The sequence below is a fragment of the Dehalobacter sp. DCA genome (genome assembly GCF_000305775.1).
Taxonomy (GTDB): Bacteria; Bacillota; Desulfitobacteriia; order Desulfitobacteriales; family Syntrophobotulaceae; genus Dehalobacter; species Dehalobacter alkaniphilus.
The window spans coordinates 308198-327714 of the sequence record NC_018866.1; the positions used below are offsets into that span (position 1 = coordinate 308198).

At 43.8% G+C, this 19517-nt stretch carries 17 protein-coding genes and 1 rRNA gene; 8 read left to right on the plus strand and 10 right to left on the minus strand.

The features are described from left to right. Positions 1-18: 18 nt before the first annotated feature. Positions 19-123 (plus strand): 5S ribosomal RNA (gene rrf / locus DHBDCA_RS01500). A gap of 330 nt (positions 124-453) precedes the next feature. Beyond that, entirely contained in the window at positions 454-1743 is a 1290-nt protein-coding gene (locus DHBDCA_RS01505) for a methyl-accepting chemotaxis protein (RefSeq protein WP_015042368.1), read from the plus strand. A gap of 118 nt (positions 1744-1861) precedes the next feature. On the opposite strand, the gene DHBDCA_RS01510 is transcribed toward DHBDCA_RS01505, so the two are convergent. The 10 genes from DHBDCA_RS01510 to DHBDCA_RS01555 all read right to left on the minus strand — a co-directional run bounded on the left by DHBDCA_RS01510 (position 1862) and on the right by DHBDCA_RS01555 (position 10351). Further along, a complete protein-coding gene (locus DHBDCA_RS01510; RefSeq protein WP_015042369.1) occupies positions 1862-2623 on the minus strand; it encodes a hypothetical protein in 762 nt (253 codons plus the stop codon). Positions 2624-2894: 271 nt separating this feature from the next. Continuing rightward, a complete protein-coding gene (locus tag DHBDCA_RS01515) occupies positions 2895-3245 on the minus strand; it encodes a DUF192 domain-containing protein (RefSeq protein WP_015042370.1) in 351 nt (116 codons plus the stop codon). A 76-nt stretch (positions 3246-3321) separates the two neighbouring features. After that, on the minus strand, positions 3322-4263 hold the full coding sequence (locus DHBDCA_RS01520; protein WP_015042371.1) for a type II secretion system F family protein: 942 nt from the start codon (positions 4261-4263) through the stop codon (positions 3322-3324). Between the two features lie 11 nt (positions 4264-4274). Beyond that, positions 4275-5222: a type II secretion system F family protein gene (locus DHBDCA_RS01525; protein WP_015042372.1), complete on the minus strand. Its 948-nt coding sequence runs from the start codon at positions 5220-5222 to the stop codon at positions 4275-4277. A 31-nt stretch (positions 5223-5253) separates the two neighbouring features. Then, entirely contained in the window at positions 5254-6624 is a 1371-nt protein-coding gene (locus DHBDCA_RS01530) for a CpaF family protein (RefSeq protein WP_015042373.1), read from the minus strand. A gap of 4 nt (positions 6625-6628) precedes the next feature. Then, a complete protein-coding gene (locus DHBDCA_RS01535) occupies positions 6629-7849 on the minus strand; it encodes a response regulator (protein WP_015042374.1) in 1221 nt (406 codons plus the stop codon). A 16-nt stretch (positions 7850-7865) separates the two neighbouring features. Further along, positions 7866-8612 (minus strand): Flp pilus assembly protein CpaB, encoded by a 747-nt coding sequence (gene cpaB / locus DHBDCA_RS01540; protein WP_015042375.1) that lies wholly within the window; start codon positions 8610-8612, stop codon positions 7866-7868. Positions 8613-8622: 10 nt separating this feature from the next. Further along, complete coding sequence (locus DHBDCA_RS01545; protein ID WP_015042376.1) at positions 8623-9567, minus strand: pilus assembly protein TadG-related protein; 945 nt, start codon at positions 9565-9567, stop codon at positions 8623-8625. 13 nt (positions 9568-9580) lie between these two features. After that, complete coding sequence (locus tag DHBDCA_RS01550; protein ID WP_015042377.1) at positions 9581-9976, minus strand: TadE/TadG family type IV pilus assembly protein; 396 nt, start codon at positions 9974-9976, stop codon at positions 9581-9583. Positions 9977-10165: 189 nt separating this feature from the next. Next, complete coding sequence (locus DHBDCA_RS01555; RefSeq protein WP_343205467.1) at positions 10166-10351, minus strand: Flp family type IVb pilin; 186 nt, start codon at positions 10349-10351, stop codon at positions 10166-10168. Positions 10352-10698: 347 nt separating this feature from the next. On the opposite strand from DHBDCA_RS01555, the gene DHBDCA_RS01560 reads away from it, so the two are divergent. The 6 genes from DHBDCA_RS01560 (at position 10699) to pgsA (ending at position 19482) form a co-directional block, all read left to right on the plus strand. Then, the gene (locus tag DHBDCA_RS01560; protein ID WP_015042379.1) at positions 10699-13179 is read left to right on the plus strand and encodes a DNA translocase FtsK; all 2481 of its coding nucleotides are present in this window, start codon (positions 10699-10701) and stop codon (positions 13177-13179) included. An 87-nt stretch (positions 13180-13266) separates the two neighbouring features. Further along, positions 13267-14301, plus strand: a complete 1035-nt coding sequence (gene mnmH, locus DHBDCA_RS01565) for a tRNA 2-selenouridine(34) synthase MnmH (RefSeq protein ID WP_015042380.1) — start codon at positions 13267-13269, stop codon at positions 14299-14301. 53 nt (positions 14302-14354) lie between these two features. Continuing rightward, a complete protein-coding gene (locus DHBDCA_RS01570; protein WP_015042381.1) occupies positions 14355-15155 on the plus strand; it encodes a helix-turn-helix domain-containing protein in 801 nt (266 codons plus the stop codon). A gap of 209 nt (positions 15156-15364) precedes the next feature. Continuing rightward, on the plus strand, positions 15365-17536 hold the full coding sequence (locus DHBDCA_RS01575; protein ID WP_015042382.1) for a YgiQ family radical SAM protein: 2172 nt from the start codon (positions 15365-15367) through the stop codon (positions 17534-17536). Between the two features lie 60 nt (positions 17537-17596). Further along, positions 17597-18922, plus strand: coding sequence for a 30S ribosomal protein S12 methylthiotransferase RimO (rimO, locus tag DHBDCA_RS01580; protein WP_015042383.1), 1326 nt, complete (start codon positions 17597-17599; stop codon positions 18920-18922). Next, a complete protein-coding gene (pgsA, locus tag DHBDCA_RS01585) occupies positions 18919-19482 on the plus strand; it encodes a CDP-diacylglycerol--glycerol-3-phosphate 3-phosphatidyltransferase (RefSeq protein WP_015042384.1) in 564 nt (187 codons plus the stop codon). Before rimO ends, pgsA begins: the two co-directional genes overlap by 4 nt. Positions 19483-19517 lie beyond the last annotated feature (35 nt).

The following is a 19517-nucleotide window of genomic DNA, read 5'->3' on the forward strand; positions in this document are numbered from 1 at the left end:
CACTCAACAACTACATAATCTGGTGACTATACCGGAGGGGTACCACCCGTTCCCATCCCGAACACGGAAGTTAAGACCTCCTGGGGCGACGATACTGCAAGGGAAAATAGCACGTTGCCAGGTAATTAAGAACAGAGCATCTAATTGGTGCTCTGTTTCTTATGTACAAAGGGTGTTCAATTAGGAAGTTTGAGTGTCCTCCTGGGCTGAAAATACTGCAAGGGAAGATAAGACGTTGCCAGGTAAACGAGATATATTACATCCAATGATGTAGTCTCTTCATAATTAATTCAAAACATTACTTCAAAAAAAGTAATATTTACATTATAATGTAATTGATAGTAAAAAATACAACTATCGCCTGCTCATTGAGATTGTTGCGAAATAACAATAAACGCAGCAAGATTTTCTAGTTTTGGAGACAAAGATTTTTGCTTAGAGGAGCGCAGATTAATGAGAAAATCAAAGAACCATCGATTTAGCATTAGAAAGAAGATTTCCTTATTTGTTATTATTCTGGCAATTGTTACTTATTCTACAAGCGCATTTTTTATCTATTTTGTTCAACCCAATTTTGTTCCGAATATTAATGAGGTTATATTTACGATTGCTACTTTAGTACTAGGGGTTTTCTGGTCGGGTTTACTTTCCTTCTTTATGGCAAGTTTTATCATTAAACCTTTGCAGAAGTTAGAAAAAGCTGCAAATCAGATATCTGAAGGGGATATCGGTTGTGATGTTGAATTATCAAACACTGATGATGAGATTCGTTCATTAGGAATAGCTTTTAACAATATGCTTTATAATCTTAGGGAAATTGTCCAGAGTATTGAAACAAATTGTGCGAAGACCAATGAGAATATGTTTGAAATTTTAAAAGCGTCATCGGCTGCTTCTCACCAAGCCGACTCTATTGTACATACCATCACAGAAATATCTGCAGGTGCAGAAACTTCCTCGATTGCGATTCAATCAACAGCAGAATCAGTTGAAAAGGTCGCCCATATTGCCAAAGAAGTACAAAATTATGCCAAGTCTTCTGAAAAAGTCTCGGCAGAAATGTTAATGGAACTAACAGAAAGTAAAGAAGTAATTCGTTCTTTAGTTGAGGGAATCAATAATCTAGCCAAAGGAAACCAGCAATCGCTTGAAATTGTTAAAAGTCTCGAAGATAATGCTAAGAAAGTTGGTCAGATCATCCAGTTAGTAGGAGACATTGGGGAACAAACAAATTTACTTGCATTGAATGCTTCCATTGAAGCTGCTCGAGCAGGACAACATGGCAGAGGATTTGCGGTCGTTGCCGAAGAGGTACGAAAATTAGCCGATGAAAGCGCAAATGCCGTTCAAGGAATTTCAAGTCTTATTGAGAATATCCAGTCTGAAGTGATAAATGTTGTGAATCAAATTACGATACAAGTTCAGAATGCAGATATGGAAGCGCATAAAGGATCCAGGACGAATGAAGTAATAGAAAAAATGACAAAAACAATTCTTGAAGTGGCACGTAGCGTTGAACAAATATCAAAACTTGTCGATCATCAAATGGAGGGCATTGACAAAAGCGCACATCAGTCTCGCGAAGTAGCCCATATTGCAGAAAAAACTTCAGAAAGTGCAATGGAACTTGCTATTGCTACAAAGCAACAAGCGGAAATCGTCGATCAGGTTGAAGCCCTTGTAGATAATTTAAGAATACAGTCAGAAATTCTGACAACTGCAATTACCCGCTTTCGCAAATAATTGGTAGGCTTTACTAAATTTATAGAGAAATGCTCTGTTACCAACTAATCATAGGCGTACATGTACGCCTATGATTTTATAACGTTATCGTGAGCTTGTTGCTTAAAGAAAAGTAAGCCTATTGTATAAGTACGACTTTACCAGAATCAATAAAGTAAAGCTCAGAAATACCATCGATATAATTGATATCCGCTTTGGCTTTGACACTGTCGGTTTCCGCAGGCTGAGCACCTTGCTGTCCTTTATACGAAGGATCGTAGAAAAGAATTTTAAACTTGCGAAGATTGCTGTTTGAAAGTTGATCCCGCTGTTCTCTAATAATACCGGTTAGAACATTCTCATCAATAGAAGGTGGCTGGATATATAAGACCTGAGATTTCACTTCAGACTGCGTATACAGGATAGTGTAAGTAAGCTTTGCAGAAGAGTTTACTGTAAAGTCCCCGTTAATCGTAAAATCTGCACGATTTGCATTGGCTATGGCCAAGGATGTCAAGCTGGTACTGGATCTCGGTAATAAGTTTTTTATTAAAAGGGTATCTGTACCTTGATTTTTGTTGTCGCTGTCCCGGTACGTAACATACACTTTTCCGGAGAATATATACTCTGAAGAGTTGGAAACTGATATGTTCACTTTTCTTTGATTTTTAGAATTTAAGTACTGAAAGTCTGCAGATGCTGAGATATCTTTGAGATTAGCTGATAATATCAGCTGCTGGCTGTTTTGATTGTTGGGCGTTGCTGGCTGAGTCTTTGAAGATAAGCTGGAACTGCTGGCCTTTGTTGAAGAATCAGTCTGTTGAGTTGTTGTCGGCGTATTTTTAGAACAACCAGATAACAATAGTAGGAAAAGGCAGGTTAAGATTATCGTATTTTTCATTGGAGCTCCTTTAGTACAAAGAATGAATTTGTTTGATTAATTCCATTATATAATAAAATTAATTTTGAAGCGAAATAACAAGTGAATAAATTGCAATTGCATATAGTTAGGACAGAGCATTACGCTGCTCTGTTCTTTTGCGGCAAGGCAAGTGAAACTGAAAATAGCTCTGAAAACAGAGCTATAATTAATTACACTTTTGCAGAAACTTATTTCGTTTGATAAAGAGATATTCCTAAAGATAATAAGACAAGAGAGAAATATGAAAGAATTAAAACTGTATTTCAAGCTTGTCGCCTTCCATGCTTCCAGTGAAATCTGCCCAGTTATGTGGGAACTCTAACACAAAAGCGGCATCCTTGATGCATGGGGAGACCTTTTTCGGAGAGAGATTATCAATGATTTTGACAATTTTCAGATCCTTGCTGACAAACCAGACAGAGAGGGGATAGCGCATCCCGATCATGTGGACCTGGTTGCAGGGATTAATCAACATACCATGAAAATCATCCAATTGCCTGGTTCCCAGCAGACCTCTCAGTCTGGTGAAAAAGGTGTCTGCCAGTAGAACCGTCCCAAGATTCTTTTGTATTCTTTGGTTGAAAACAGTTAACTCTTTCATGAGACTGATTTCCTCGTTCTTCTTAGAGAGAATCTCAGATTATTCTTTGAATAGTCTTCATACCACAGACAAAAAATTATTTACCTAAAATATCCATGATATTGATGATTGCCGGACCAAGTATGACAATGAAAAGGCTTGGAAAAACAAAGAAAACAAGCGGGATCATCATCTTAACGGGGGCTTTTTGCGCGGCTTCCTGCACGCGCTGTTTTCTTCTCAGACGGATTTGCGCGGACTGATTCCTGAGGACATTTCCCATAGAGATACCGAGCTGGTCAGCTTGAACCAAAGAGGCAATGACATTGCTTAAATCTTCTACGTCATTTTTTTTGGCCATGTCTCTCAAAGCCTCCCGGCGCGGTTTGCCAATTTTGATTTCCTGGAGAACCAAGTTAAACTCTTCAGCAAGAATGCCTTTTTGTTTTTCTACGACTTTCATCATGGCTGCATCAAAGCCAAGTCCGGCTTCAACACTGACCATAACGAGATCGAGGATGTCAGGAAGCGTACGAAGAATCTCACCCTTACGTTGTTTGATTTTTGATTTAAGCCAGAAACTGGGAGAAATATTTCCAATAACGAAACAAAATAATGGAAATTCAATTTTTGTTAGGATTGGAAAGCTTAAAATAAAGCTTAAAGCAGCAGCTGCTATTGCAAAGCATAGGCCAAGGATGAACCTAAGCGCTTTCCATTCAGCTGATGACCAGCCCTTTAATCCGGCAGCAATTAATTCCGTGTCTTTCGGGTCTGTTTCTTTGCTGTTTTTTGAGAAGGCGATGATCAATCTGCGAAAAAAACTGTTCTCAGATTTTTCTTGCTTGTTTTTATCTTGCTTGCTTTTGTCTTTTTTGGATTTTTCTTTTTGATTTTCTTCATTTTTTGTTGGCACTGAAGATCTTCCAAGGGAACGCATAATCCTGCTCTGGGAAAGAGAAGGCTGTTTCATGGACAGAATCGCCAGAACTAAGAAGAAAATAAGGCAAAAACCGCTGAAAACCAAGATTGACTCCATGACAATCTCCCCTAGAATTTAATATTAACAATCTTTCTGATGGCGATAAAACCGATGATTTCCAGAACAGCTCCACAACATAATAACACAATTCCGAGTGGATCCTGGAACAGCGGCATCATAAATGAAGGCTGCATCATCGTGATAACCAGGCCAATTAAGATAGGCAAAGCACCAATAATATATCCGGATAATCTACCTTGAGCAGTAAGTGTTTTGATCTCGCCTTGAATCTGTAAACGTTCCTGAATTGTATCGTGAATATTAATTAAAATTTCGGCTAGATTACCACCAATTTGCCGTTGAATCAGGATGGCAGTTACCATTAATTCCAGGTCTTTGCTTTCAACCCGCTGCGAGAGATTTAGCAAAGCATTTTCGGTAGACTCCCCATAGGCCATCTCTTTCAGGGTAATTTTGATTTCGGAGGAGAGTGGATCTGGCATTTCCTGGGCAGCCATTTCCATGGCCTGAAATAAACTAAAACCGGCTTTTAAGGAATTGGCAAGGGTCAGAAGTATATCCGGCAGCTGGTTATTGAATTTCTTGATTTTTTTATTTTTAGCACTGCTGATATACAGCCTGGGAAAGATCAAACTTAACAGTGGCAGAATAATAAAAACAGCACTCAAAGGCAGAAGAATTAAGGCGATAAGGAAAGCAAGAATGAACAAGAAGATTTGCATCACGATGAATTCTCTGCCAGTTAACCCAATGTCACCGCTGTAAAGATCTTTATCAAGTTGTTTGCCCCATTTTCGAGGTGTATATTTGGACAGGGAAGTCAGATACTCTTTCCAGGAAGCAGCCTTCTTGGCTTTAACCGGGGTATCTTCTTTTTCTGCAACTAGTCGCTTAACTTTATCTTCGACGCTTTCATTTTTTGGTTTCAGGGCCATGATTAGGGAGTATATCAGGATAAATCCCATAATCGAGGCCACAATGATGATCTTTGTCATAAAAATACCTCCAACGGCCACGGATGACTAATCAACTAACAAAAATATTGTCCGGCAGGATTTGGCCTGTGGCAGCCAGCGTATCCATAAAGCGGGGGCGGACACCAGTAGCCTTAAAGCCACCGAGGACATGGACATTGGAATCAACACCCTTTTGTTCAAATTTGTAGATATCCTGGGTGACGATGGTGTCTCCTTCCATACCAAGAACCTCCGTTATATGGGTAATCTTGCGGGTACCGTCCCTGAGACGGCTTTGCTGAACAATTAAATTGATTGCACTCGAGATCTGCTCACGAATAGCCCGGATTGGAAGATCCATGCCGGCCATCAGGACCATTGTTTCAAGACGGGAGAGCATGTCCCTCGGGGTGTTAGCATGACCTGTGGTCAGGGAACCATCGTGTCCAGTATTCATCGCCTGCAACATATCCAAGGCTTCTCCGCCGCGGACTTCACCGACGATGATCCGGTCAGGCCTCATACGCAGCGTGTTTCTAACCAAGTCACGAATGGTGATAGCACCTTTTCCTTCTATGTTTGGCGGCCGGGTTTCAAGCGTTACCAAGTGGCTTTGATCAAGCTGCAGTTCAGCAGCATCTTCGATGGTAATAATCCTTTCATGATCTGGAATAAAGGAAGATAGAACGTTTAATGTCGTGGTTTTACCGGAGCCGGTACCACCAGAGACGACAATATTCAGTCTGGCTTTAACACAGGCTTCGAGGACAAGCGCCATATCACGGGTTAGCGTGCCAAAATTAATCAGGTCTTCGACACGGTAGGGGTCACGTGAAAATTTCCGAATCGTAATGGTAGGACCTTTAAGAGCCAAAGGCGGGATAATTGCATTTACCCTGGAACCGTCTGGCAGACGGGCGTCTACCATTGGCTGACTTTCGTCAATTCTGCGACCGATCGGCGCGACAATTTTTTCAATGATATGCTGGACGTGTTGGTCATCATTAAAGGTTACATTGGATAATTCAACAATACCGTGACGCTCGACATAGACCTGGCTAGGTCCGTTGACCATAATTTCCGAAATACTGTCATCGTTTAGCAGTGGGGAAATGGGACCAAAACCGAGGATTTCATCAACCACTTCCTGGACGATTCTTTGTCTCTCATTACGGGGCAGAAGGGCACCGTTGGTTTCAACATACTGGTCTATGACCTTTTGAACGATCGGCTCGACTTCTTGAGGATCAACATCATTGAGTTGGATATTTTTGATGGTTTCCTTATGGATAATACTTTTGAGTTCCCTCCAGGGATCAACGGGCTGAGTGGAAGGAGAAGGGGTAAAGGCTTGTCTGATTTCAATCAGGCTCTGTTTCTCTGATCCGGTTCTTTCGCGTTCTTTTCCTCTTTCCTGTTCTAAACGGCTAAGCAGCGACATGCGTTCAACCTCCAAATCTTAAAAAGGAAAGACGGCTAGTTTCTTTGCTGTCCTGTCCTTTTTTAGTTATTTCCGAATTAACACCTAGCGTACTTACCATTTTTTTAATTTCCAGAGCGGGAGCCGAACGGGCTAAAGCCTCAACAAACGGTACACCTTTATTAAGCACCGATGTGAGCTGTTCTTCATAAGGAATAAGATAGGTTACATTCAGGCCGAGGCTGCTTTCAATATCCTTCATGCTGATGCCGATTTTCTTTTCAAATTTATTTAGAATCAACTTGATTTTTGGGGAATAATCAAGCGTGTGCATGATTTCCAGCGCCAGCTTGGTATTTTTGATTGATGGAATATCCATGCCGGCCACAACCCAGATCTCGTTTGCGGCCTCTAAGCCGGCAAGGCTGATATCATCAAAACGGCTGGTATTGTCAAGAATAACAAAATCATAATGGATTTTTACCTCCTCCAGGATTTGCCCAATATGTTCCATGGTTACTTTTTCTGCATATTCGGGGCGATTCGTAGCCGCCAGGATCTCCAGTCCGGAAGAATGGCTCAGGGTATGAAGCCGGATATCTTCTTCTTTGATCGAACCGGCCTGAACCAGATCGGTAATTGTCCTTTTCGGAACAAGATTTAAGAAGGAGGCGATGTCTCCAAATTGCAGGCTCAAGTCCAATAAAAGGACTTTGGATGACTTCGCCAATTCAACACCGAGGTTCACAGCGGTCGTCGTTTTGCCTACCCCTCCCTTGGCGCTGAAAATACTGATTACTTTTGCTGCAGTGTCGGATGTTTTCACAGCGGAATCGGGGGACAGAGGGGAATTGATCATTTCTCTTTTGCGGCTTTCCTTGTGATATACATTCAGGATCGTACTGGTAAGTTCTTTGCCGGTAAACGGTTTGACGATATAAGATTTGGCTCCGGCCATCATGGCTTTGGTCATATGGTCGGGGTCGTTTTCAACGGACATCATAATAATGGAGGTATTTGGAACGCGGAAAGAAAGTAGTTCTGTTGTTTTTATCCCGTCAATGTCGGGCATGCTGATATCCATTAAAATAATTTCCGGTTTCAACAATTCTGCCAGACGGATTGCTTCTGAACCACAGCCCGCTTCGCCAATGACTTCAAAGCCGGAATCAAGAGCAAGGATTCGGCGAATGTTTTCTCGGGTATTTCTGATATCATCAACAATTAGAATCCGTATACCTTGCATGCGCTATACCTCCTTTTTATTTATAATGACCGAAGTAATCGGCGTTTGTATAGACATTGGGATCGATGGGTGCTTCGGTGTAAGTTTCTTTATTGGCGGGGTTTCTCAGCAGTAAGCGGATGGAACCTTTTTCACTGCCCAGTGTTACGGCCATAGACTGGGAGACGCTCATAGCAAGGACATAAGAGCCGGGATTTTCGGCAGTTTCTCCTTCTTTGAGAATGGTGTCACCCGTGTTTAAGACCAAAACATCCTGGGCAGCTAAAGAAGTAATTGTTCTTTGATTTCCCTGGCTGTCCTTAATATCCATGGTAATCAGGACATCCACATGATCACCGGGCTTTACCTTATAGCTGACACTGCCAACCAGATCGACAGGAATAGCAACGGCTCTTTTACCTGAAGGAACAGTCAGTGAAAAGCTGTCGGCTGAGGCACCTGAACTGCTGCCGGTTTGGTACGGATCTCCAAGCATCGGACTCAGCAGTACATCACCCTGACTGACATCAACCAGGAGCACCCGGCCAGTTAATTCTTTCACGGTAGAGGCGCCTCCCTGAGGATAGCTTGAAAGCGGAATTTGTTTGATTTGGAGTTGATCAGCCTTTAGGATACTTCGGGAGGAAATATCCGCTGCTGCAACAACCAGTGGTTTCAATTCTTGACTTGATGCTCCCGAACCATAGTTCAGGTAGAAAAAGACAGCCAAGCTAAAAATCAGTCCTGAGATAATCGCCATAAAAACATAGAATTTTCTTTTCACCAGTTATCCCTCAATTCATTAGCAGTTTTATAGAATATAAGCCGTAATCCTGTACGGGGTTATTTCCGTCATCAATAATTGAACTTGTTTCTTTGCCGAGCGTGGAACAGGTCTTTAAAAAACGCCCGGTGATAAAACAGTCATTGCCATTGTGAGTTACATTTTCAATGAAAAAAGCGGCAAATCCTAAAATTTTAACTTCCTGGATGGATTCACCTGATCGAGTGAGGACTTGTACGATTGGAATAAAGACAATCTCGGGAGCATTACTGTCATGATCAGTAAAAGTATTCCCAGGGACACGAGTATCGGAAGCAAGCCGGGTATCAAGACCTTTTCGTGTCGGACCGCTCATATTACCGGTTTCTATCTGCAGGGTCTGACCCACAGATAGCGGGGTATTATTTCCGTAGGAGAGTGCATCCTCATACGTACTTGCACCGGATCCATCTAGTCTAACAGGTCCGTACCAGCCGGTTTGACCTTCCGGTGGCGCATTCTTCAACGTATATTCCTGGCCATAGACAAAGTCCTGTATCGTAACACTTAAAGGAGCGGCTCCGGCGATACTGCGGACAGGGTAAACACCTGCCTTGGAACGTGCACCGACTTTTCCTTTGGTAATGCCAAGTACTTTGGCCAAAAACATAGAATGTTCTTCAGAAGCAGATACCTCAATTTCCCGGTTATGATTGGATATCGAAATTGAGGGGAGGGAGACATTATTATTGGCCGCATATTCTGCAGCGGTTAGATAAGCGTCCTGCGGACTGTCCGGTAATTCTTGAGCACCTGCTAACGCTGCTGCATCTACCGCATTCTGTAACTTTGCTTTTTCCACGTAGAGAACGGCCATATCTGTACATAGGGCACCAAAGCCCAGAAGAACGACTAAAAGTACTGCCGTAAGAATGGCAATACTGCCTTTTTCATTTTTGAGTGGATGATTCTTCATAGCAAAGTCACTCCTATTCAATGCGCATGGACAGGCTCGCATGGATCACAACCGGATTCGGAACAATATGATTTAATACCGGAGTCGTAAGAGACACAGGATAAGAGGCTGATACCGTAACATTTGAGCCGGAGTGTCTGCTAGACTCAATTGGAGTGATCTGAATGGTCAGCAGGTTGCGGTCTAATAAGGGGGCGGAATCAGCTACTGAAGCCTTAATTGTACTGTCCAGTCCGCTCAGGCTGGCTGTCCGCGCACCGCTTCGGACGGCGTTATTGAGGGTCACATAGGAATAGCCGAGCCGCCCGAACTCAACTACGCCAAAGACTAGAAGCAGAAAGATGGGCAGGACCAGAGCAAATTCGACAAGAGACTGGCCATTGGAGGATTTTATTAATTTTTTTAGCATTTTCTATACCCTCCCAATGCAGATTATAATAAACGTTCGCCCCATCAACTCAAATATCACTGAGCAGATATGGGATAATTAACAATTCAAAGACTGTTTTGAATACCTGATAAGAGAGGTAACTTTTCTTAGTTTAAGAAAGCCCTACTGTTCTCTGACAGTAGAGCTTTCTCTGAGAACCCACAAAGATCATGCTGGTGGCTTGAGAGCAGCGCCAATTGACTCCATAATACCATTCAAGTTTGTGCCGATAACTCCGACTGCAGCAATGACTACGATTGCAATTAAAGCGATTATAAGACCGTACTCTGTAAGTGCTTGACCCTTTTCATCTTTTTGGAATCTTTGAAGGAACTGAACGAGGTATAACATCATGATAATCTCTCCCTTTAATAATATATTTTTGTTTTTTAGTGTTCTGGTTTGTATTACAAATTTACAACAGTTTGACAATTGAAACAATTCACCGTAAGTCACGATGTGATAGGACTAAAGACTTATTAATATCCTGTGCTTTTTAAGAATCTTATCAAATAAGGGTTGATTGTCCTGAGAATTTCTTGTTTTTAGGTGATAAATGTTTTACATTATATATACCATCATATAACCGTCATATAAAGGTAAGAATTATTATCGAGGACTCAACAAGGAATCATTCAAAGGCCTTAAATGTTGAATAATTAAAGGAATTAGCTTAGAATTGTGGAAATATTACTGTTGTAATGTGTTACGAAGGCTATAAAGACCATGGAAATTGTAAAGACAGAAAAGACAGAAAAGACAGAATGAAAAGCTGGGGGTTTGGAACGTTGGCGACGAAGGCGACAAAAAAGAACCGACGGGGGTCACGTAAAAAAAGACAGTCCGTTCATGATACGATTCGAAATGAGATTATTGGAATCCTGGTGATGGGTTTGGCCTGTCTGGGATTTGTCATGCTATATTCCAACAGCAAGGGTGCTATTGTCACGCTGATTATTAAAGCACTCAGGATTGCGGCAGGCGATGGCAGTGTCGGGATTTTTATCATCCTCGGCGTTATAGGGATCAGCCTGATGAGTAACAACCGGAGAAGTATAAAATCCAGGATAACCGGTGCGGTTTTATTATGGCTCGTAGCAGAAGGATTCCTTCATCTCGGGTCATCTGCTGCGTATGATACTGCAGGGCTGCTTGAGCTTGGCAAAGCCGGATTAGGAGGTGGCCTCCTCGGCGCGGCGATCAGTATCATGCTGGTCATGCTGGTCGGCGTGACAGGCAGCTATGTGATTCTGGCAGTGCTGGCCTTGATCGGCGCCATCCTGGCAATGAACCGCTCTCTGGTCGGGACGGTCAAAGACCTGTTGTCCCTCACAGCCAGTTTCGCACAGATGGTCGATCGTCACATCAGGGATTTTCTGCAGGTACTGGCGGACGGACGCCAAGAAAGACAGGAGCGTAAAGAGGATGCCCGGAACAGCGTGTTTCCTGCAGGAAAGAAAGGTGAGCCTGTAAAGTCCCCAACCCCAGATAATTACTTTGATTCAAGGCCGGGTACCCCGGTGATCGAAATTTTCGGGGAAGAACGGAATCGTGGAGAAGAACGGAATAAAAAAAACAAGCAGGTTCCGCAGTCGGAAACGGATCATTACCTGATTAACACAAGGATCGATGATTTAGCCGAAAGAAAGGCTGGAAATATAGGAGATTATGCAGGAGGCAGGGAGACTGCGGCGGCACCGCCGGGCAAGCTTACCGGGACGCCTATTTCCAGACAGACCGAGAAGAACGAACATTACAGGCTGCCGCCTTTAAATCTTGTTCATAAATCAATGAAAAAAGGCCAAAAAAGCGGCAAGGACATTGCTGATAATGTCCGTCTGCTGGAAGATACGCTGGCCAGTTTTGGGGTCAGGGTCAAAGTCACAAGAGTCACACAGGGGCCGACGATTACCCGCTATGAGGTTCAGCCTGCACCCGGTGTCAAAGTCAGTAAAATTACCAGCCTCTCAGATGATATTGCACTGAGTCTGGCAGCCTCCGATGTGCGGATGGAAGCGCCGATTCCGGGAAAGTCTGCAGTTGGGATAGAGGTACCGAATAAGGAGATTGCCATTGTTCATTTCCGGGAAGTGCTGGAAACGGAAGATTTTCAGGACTCACCAAGCAAGCTTAGTTTGGCGCTCGGCAAAGATATTACCGGCACGCCGATTATCGGTGATCTTACGAGAATGCCGCATCTGCTGATTGCCGGAGCGACCGGAGCAGGAAAATCGGTTTGCATCAATACGATTATTGGAAGTATCGTTTATAAAGCAAGACCGGATGAAGTAAAACTGCTGCTGATTGATCCCAAAGTTGTTGAACTGGCCAATTACAATGGAATTCCACATCTGATCTCTCCTGTGGTAACAGAGCCCCAGAGGGCTGCCGGAGCTTTGAAGTGGATTGTTACCGAAATGGAGACAAGATATGAACTTTTTGCAGCTTCCGGAGTTCGCGATATCGTCAGATATAATTTCCTGGTTAGTGAAAAGAAGGATACTGAATCGAAGCCGCTGCCGTATGTTGTCGTCATTATCGACGAGTTAGCCGATCTGATGATGGTTGCTCCTGGAGAGGTTGAAGAGTCTATCTGCCGGCTGGCCCAGATGGCCAGGGCAGCAGGTATTCATCTGATTGTTGCGACACAGAGACCCTCGGTTGATGTCATCACCGGTCTGATTAAAGCCAATATTTCTTCCAGGATCGCTTTTGCGGTTTCTTCCCAGATCGATTCCAGAACCATTCTGGATATGGGCGGTGCAGAAAAACTGCTCGGCCGCGGGGACATGCTCTATCATCCAATTGGGATCAGCAAGCCGATCCGGGTCCAAGGCTGTTTCCTGTCAGACAAGGAAGTCAAGAATATTGTCGATTATCTGCTGGAACAGGCCAAACCGGAGTATTTTGAAATTCCGGAGGTAAGCTTGAGTTCCAGGAATTCTGAGGAGCCGGAAGATGAGCTTTTCTATAAGGCTGCGAACATCTTTATGGAGAGCAATACAGCATCCGTGTCCCTGCTTCAGCGCAGACTAAAGATTGGCTATTCCAGGGCGGCCAGAATCGTTGATATGCTTGAAGAAAAAGGGGTTGTCGGCCAGCATGAAGGCTCGAAACCCAGGGAAGTTTTGTTGACCAAGGGCCAATTTGAACAAAAATTCGGGAAAAACTTTAATTCTTAGTCATAATTACCAAATATTTGCGCTTTTTGGTTAATTTCAGGAAGGATTAGTTAAAATACTGTAGAATAAAAAAGATTGGGGAAGATTATGCTGCGTGAAATTTCCATCGATGAATGTTCTGAGCTATCAGATGCATTATATATAGATGTGAGGTCAGAAAACGAATTTGAGGAAGGAACGATTCCCGGAGCGATAAACATACCCATCTTCAATAATGAAGAGAGAGCCGTCATTGGAACGATATATACCAAAGAGTCTCCCCAAAAAGCCAGAGATATCGGGCTAGAGATTGTTAGCCGAAAACTGCCGGATCTATATAAGCAAGTCGTAGAGGCTGCCGGGAAAAGACCGATTCTGCTATTTTGCTGGCGCGGAGGTATGAGAAGCAAGTCTCTGGCGGCAGTACTTGACCTGATGGGGCTGCCGGTATTTCGGCTGATTGGCGGATATAAGGCCTACAGGCATTCGATTGTTTCCTTTTTTGAGACTGGATTTCATCATCAGGTTATCGTCCTGAAAGGGAATACCGGAACTGGAAAAACAGAGTTGCTGAAAAAACTCAAGGAAGAGGGTTATCCGGTCATTGATCTTGAGGGGCTATCTAATAATCGCGGTTCAGTTTTTGGTTGCATCGGTCTTGGGGCTCAGCCTACCCAAAAAACGTTTGAGTCCTTGCTTTACGAGGAAATTCATCGCTATAATCAAAATCTGTATTTGTTGATGGAATGCGAAAGCCGGCGGATCGGCAGAATTACGCTCCCCGATAGAGTTTTTAAGGCCATGCAGCAGGGAATTTCTATTCTTGTTTATGATTCAGTGGACAACAGAGCCAAACGATTGATGCTTGAGTATACGAATAACCCGGGAATAACTGTAGAACTTAAAACAGCTCTTGATAGACTGACGAAAAGACTGGGACGAAAGAAAATTGATCAGCTTTATGATTTTCTGCAGAAACAAGCTTACGAGGACTTTGCCCGGTATCTTATTATGGAATACTATGACCAGCTGTATGGCTATCCCAATCAGGAATCTGAGGACTACGACTTATGTATTTCTCAGGAATCTATGTTATTATCGCTGAAAACACTGAAACAATTTTTGAATGAACGGTTTGCTTGACAGTAATTAATTTAAAATAAAATTAAATTAAATATTAATAGGGTGGTGTAGAGATGGCTGGTGAAGGGGCCGTTCTTAGGAAGGCCAGAGAAGAAAAAGGTTTAAGTTATCAGGAAGTTGAAGATAGTATTAAGATTAGAGTGAGGTATCTGGAAGCTCTGGAGAATGAGAACTACGGCGTGCTACCCGGAACCACCTATACCAGAGGCTTTTTACGGACGTATGCTAAACATCTTGGCATTAATCCGCAGGAAATTATAGATAGCTATAATGCTTCTTTGGTCAAAGAAGCTGAGCCTGACATTCAGCCACGCTTAAGTCCGATTCCAAGCAATCAGGTATGGTTCAGACCTGTCGTCCTTGCAGGAATGGCTATCCTGGCTGTGATCATTGTCGTCGGGATTATCTTTGTGTCAAACTTGGGCAACAAATCCGGTACTTTTCATTATACACCCACCCCTTTGCCGGCTGCACCGAAGGCGAGCGATCAAAATACTGCCGATTCCGGTACGGTGCAGAATACGAATACTGCCGGGCAGGAACAAAATGCCGGGCAGCCGTCTCAGCAGCAAGCCGAACAATACAAGGGTATTGTTGCTGAGCTTACGTTTACTGCTGATTGCTGGGTCGTGGTCAATGTGGACGGCAAGCAGGCTTTAAGCGGAACGATCCCTGCAGGAACAACTCAAACCTTGCAGGCTGACAAGCAAATTGAATTTGTATCGATCGGCAACGCCGGCGGACTGTCACTCAAAGTAAACGGACATAACGTCCCGCCGCTCGGGAAGACCGGTGATGTCCTTCAAAACTACATCATTGATGAGAATAAAGTGAAAGAGCTTGCGGGAAGTTAGTTTACACCAAGCTGATAAGATAAGATTGTTAAGAGGGTATACCGGAAGACCAGGATACCCTCTTCCTATGTTTGCGAATCATGTCAAATCGATTTAGAATAAATACGAATTCAAAATATAGAACCCAAAAGACTAAATGAAGTTAGAAGTATATTTGAATAATCAGTTTAACTATGGCAGTTATCTAATAAAGTTAGGAGAAAAATCAAGTGTCTGTAAATTATCTGCCAGTGAACAGAGAAGACATGGAGTGCCGGGGATGGGACCAGGTGGACTTCGTCCTGGTCAGCGGGGATGCCTATGTCGATCATCCCAGTTTTGGTCCGGCTATCATTTCCAGGGTTCTTGAAGACGCAGGATACAAGGTTGGAATTATTCCTCAGCCGGATTGGAAAAAGACTGAAGACTTTCAGAGACTTGGGCGTCCCCGGCTCGGATTTTTGGTGTCAGCAGGCAATATGGATTCTATGGTCAACCATTATTCAGTCAATAAAAAAATACGCGAAAAAGACTCCTATTCACCCGGCTGCAAAATGGGTTTACGGCCGGACCGGGCGACGATTGTCTATTGCAATAAAATCCGGGAAGCCTATAAGAACGTTCCAATCATCATTGGCGGTGTAGAAGCCAGTTTGCGGAGATTTGCCCATTATGACTATTGGAGCGATACCGTCAGAAAATCAATTCTGATTGACAGCAGTGCGGACTTGTTGGTCTATGGCATGGCGGAAAAGCAGATTGTGGAGATTGCCGCGTATCTGAATGACGGTTTGGAAGTGAAATATATCCGCCATATCCCCGGAACCTGCTATATGGCGGATTCTCTGGACGAGGTAAGCAACGGCTATATCGAGATACCTTCCTTCAAAAAGACGGTAGAAGACAAAGCCAAGTATGCGGAGGCTTTCAAGATTCAATATCAGGAGCAGGACCCGGTCAGAGGAAAAACCATTGTCCAGCAGCACGGCATAAAATATTTGGTGCAGAATAAACCGGAAATGCCTTTGTCTCAGGCGGAGCTGGATAAAGTCTATGGTCTTTCCTATCTGAAAAACGCGCATCCAATGTATGATAGAGACGGGGGAATACCCGCGCTGGAGGAAGTTAAATTCAGTATTGTCAGCTCCCGGGGATGTTTTGGAAGCTGTGCTTTCTGCTCGCTGACCTTTCATCAGGGCAGAATCGTTCAGAGCAGGAGCGAGGAATCGATCTTGCACGAAGCTGTGGGAATCACCAATTTGGAAGACTTTAAAGGATATATTCATGACGTTGGCGGACCGACAGCTAACTTTCGTCAGCCAGCCTGTCTTAAGCAATTGAAAACTGGCGCATGTAAGGAAAAACAATGCCTGCATCCCTCGCCATGCAAAAGCCTGCATATCGACCATCAGGAATACCTCGGGATTTTACGGAAACTCAGAAAACTGCCCAAAGTCAAGAAAGTATTTGTGCGCTCGGGGATTCGCTATGACTATATCATGGCGGATAAAAGCGAGCATTTTCTTAAAGAATTGCTCGAACACCATGTCAGCGGTCAACTAAAGGTAGCTCCGGAGCATATCTCACCTAAGGTCCTGCACGATATGCGTAAACCGGCCGGGAAAACCTTTGAACAGTTTAGGGAAAAATTCTTTAAAATGAACGAGCGTCTTGGCAAGAAGCAGTTTATTGTTCCTTACTTTATGTCCAGCCACCCAGGGAGTACGCTGGAAGCAGCCGTTGAACTGGCCGAATACTTGCGGGACATTCATTATCAGCCGGAACAGGTCCAGGATTTTTATCCGACTCCGGGAACGCTGTCTACGGCAATGTTTTATACAGGGCTCGATCCGCTGACTATGCAGAAGGTTTATGTTCCAAAAAGCAAAACGGAAAAAGCAATGCAGAGAGCGTTGCTGCAATTCAGAGAACCAAAAAAATATGCCCTGGTCCACGCTGCCCTTGTTGAAGCCGATAGGACGGATTTGATAGGGTTCGGCCCCAAATGTCTGATCAGGCCCAAAGGAAGAACCGCCTATTCCGATCAGAACAAGGAACAAGATTCCGGTTATAACCAAAATAAACAGAAAAATTTTGTTAAAGGCAAGCTCAATAAAGAGCAAGTAAATAAAGACCTTTTATCTAAGGCACGAATAAATAAGGAACATAAAAAAAAGATTACAGAGGACAGCGGAAAATCTCGGGGAACCGTAAAAAACGAAAAGATGGAAAAAGAAAGACAACAAAGAAGTCTGGGGAATAAGAAAAAAAATCTCAAAGAAAATCAAAAAGAAAAGCACCAGGGAAGTCGCACAGAGGCGTCAGGCAAGGCGACAGGGAACGTCAAAAGGATGTCTCCGGGGAAGCCATCAGGGAAGGTAAAGGGAAAGCATTCGTTTTGACAGCAGGTCGGAACCTGATATATACTAAAGTGATAAAAAACGATTTCAGAGGGTTGAAAAGTGAAGAAAAAAGTTGCAGTGATTAACCTTGGGTGCCCGAAGAACCAGGTTGACAGTGAAGTAATAACCGGCATGCTGGCGAAAGGCTTCGAGATAACAGCCGAACCGTCTGAAGCCGATATGATTGTTGTAAATACCTGCGGTTTTATTGAAGATGCCAAAGCAGAATCGATTGACACCCTTTGTGAAATGATCAATTTGAAAAATAGCGGTGCTCAGAAGAAGGTCTATGCTGTGGGATGTCTGGCTCAGCGTTATGGTGAAGAGCTGTTTAAAGAATTTCCTGAGCTTGATGGTGTGCTCGGGGACGGGGATCTGGATAAAATCCCCGGGGTCCTGGAAAGCTCCGGCAGCGAGAGAGTATACAGGAAAAAGGAAAAGCAGGACTATCTTTATGACAATGAGACGCCGAGGGTCCGTTTCAGCCCTTCTTTTTTTGCATATGTCAAAATAGCCGAAGGCTGTGATAACCGCTGCAGCTATTGTGTCATTCCGCAGATCAAAGGCAGCTACCGTAGCAGGACAATGGAGTCAATCGTACAAGAAGTAAGGAAGCTCGCCGGCGAGGGTGTGAAGGAAATTGCACTGGTAGCCCAGGATACAACCCGTTACGGTATTGATCTGTATCAGGCTTACCGGCTGCCCGATCTTCTACGGGAACTAGTGGAAATAGACGGTATACAATGGATTCGGCTGATGTATTGTTACCCTGAGGCAGTATCTGATGAACTGATTGACCTGATTGCGACGGAACCCAAGATATGTAACTATATCGATTTGCCTCTTCAACATGCCGATAATGCCATACTTTCGAAAATGAACCGCAGAAATACAGCCGAAGAAGCAGAAACGCTGATCGGAAAGCTCCGCGAGGCTGTACCGGGTATCTTTATTCGTTCAACGTTCATTACCGGATTCCCTGGGGAAACCGAAGAACAGTTTCAGCATTTATTGTCATTTGTCAATAAAATGAAATTAGACCGTATTGGGGTTTTTGCTTATTCCCAGGAGGAAAATACTCCTGCTGCGAACATGGCGAACCAGGTACCGCCTGAGGTTCGGGAAGCTCGCAAAAATGCTGTCATGGCAGCCCAAACGGAAATCGCGGATCAGATCCAGCAGCAAAGGGTCGGACAAATCATCCGGGTCATTCTCGAAGAACAGACTGCCCCTGATGAATGGGTCGGACGGAGCGAAGGGGATGCCCCGGAGATTGACGGTCAGATTTACCTCAAGGTTCAGAAGAAGCATTTGGCTGGTGAAATCATACAGACCAGAATTACAGAAGCGGATAGCTATGATATGGGAGGGGAGGAGCTCGAGTGAATCTACCTAACACGCTGACTCTGATTCGAATTGCCATGATACCTTTGTTTATGGCCTTTTTATTGGTAAAAATGCCTGACGGCACTGCTTATTTTCCTTATCAGGACTTTGTAGCCGCGGGGATATTTATCCTGGCGTCTGCGACAGACGGTTTGGACGGTTATTTCGCACGCAAGCTGAAACAAGTGACCAATCTCGGTAAATTTCTGGATCCGCTTGCCGACAAGCTTCTGGTTTCAGCCGCGCTGATTGCCCTAGTCGAGTTAAATCTCGTTTCAGCCTGGATTGTCTGGATTATCCTGGCCCGAGAGTTTGCGGTCACAGGGTTAAGAGCGATTGCTGCCGCCGAAGGCGTAGTGATCAGTGCCAGCAAGCTTGGCAAACTGAAGACGGTCACTCAGATCATTGCCATAGCACTGTTGATTTTGAGAGATTGGCCATTATCAACTCTTAACATACATATTGCCCAGCCTATGATCTATCTTGCGCTGATCATAACCATCATCTCCGGCGTGGACTATATCATGAAATCAAAACAGCTGTTTGTGCATTCTAAATAAAACGACTTCAAGATTTTCCTTTTACCCAGGGGGGA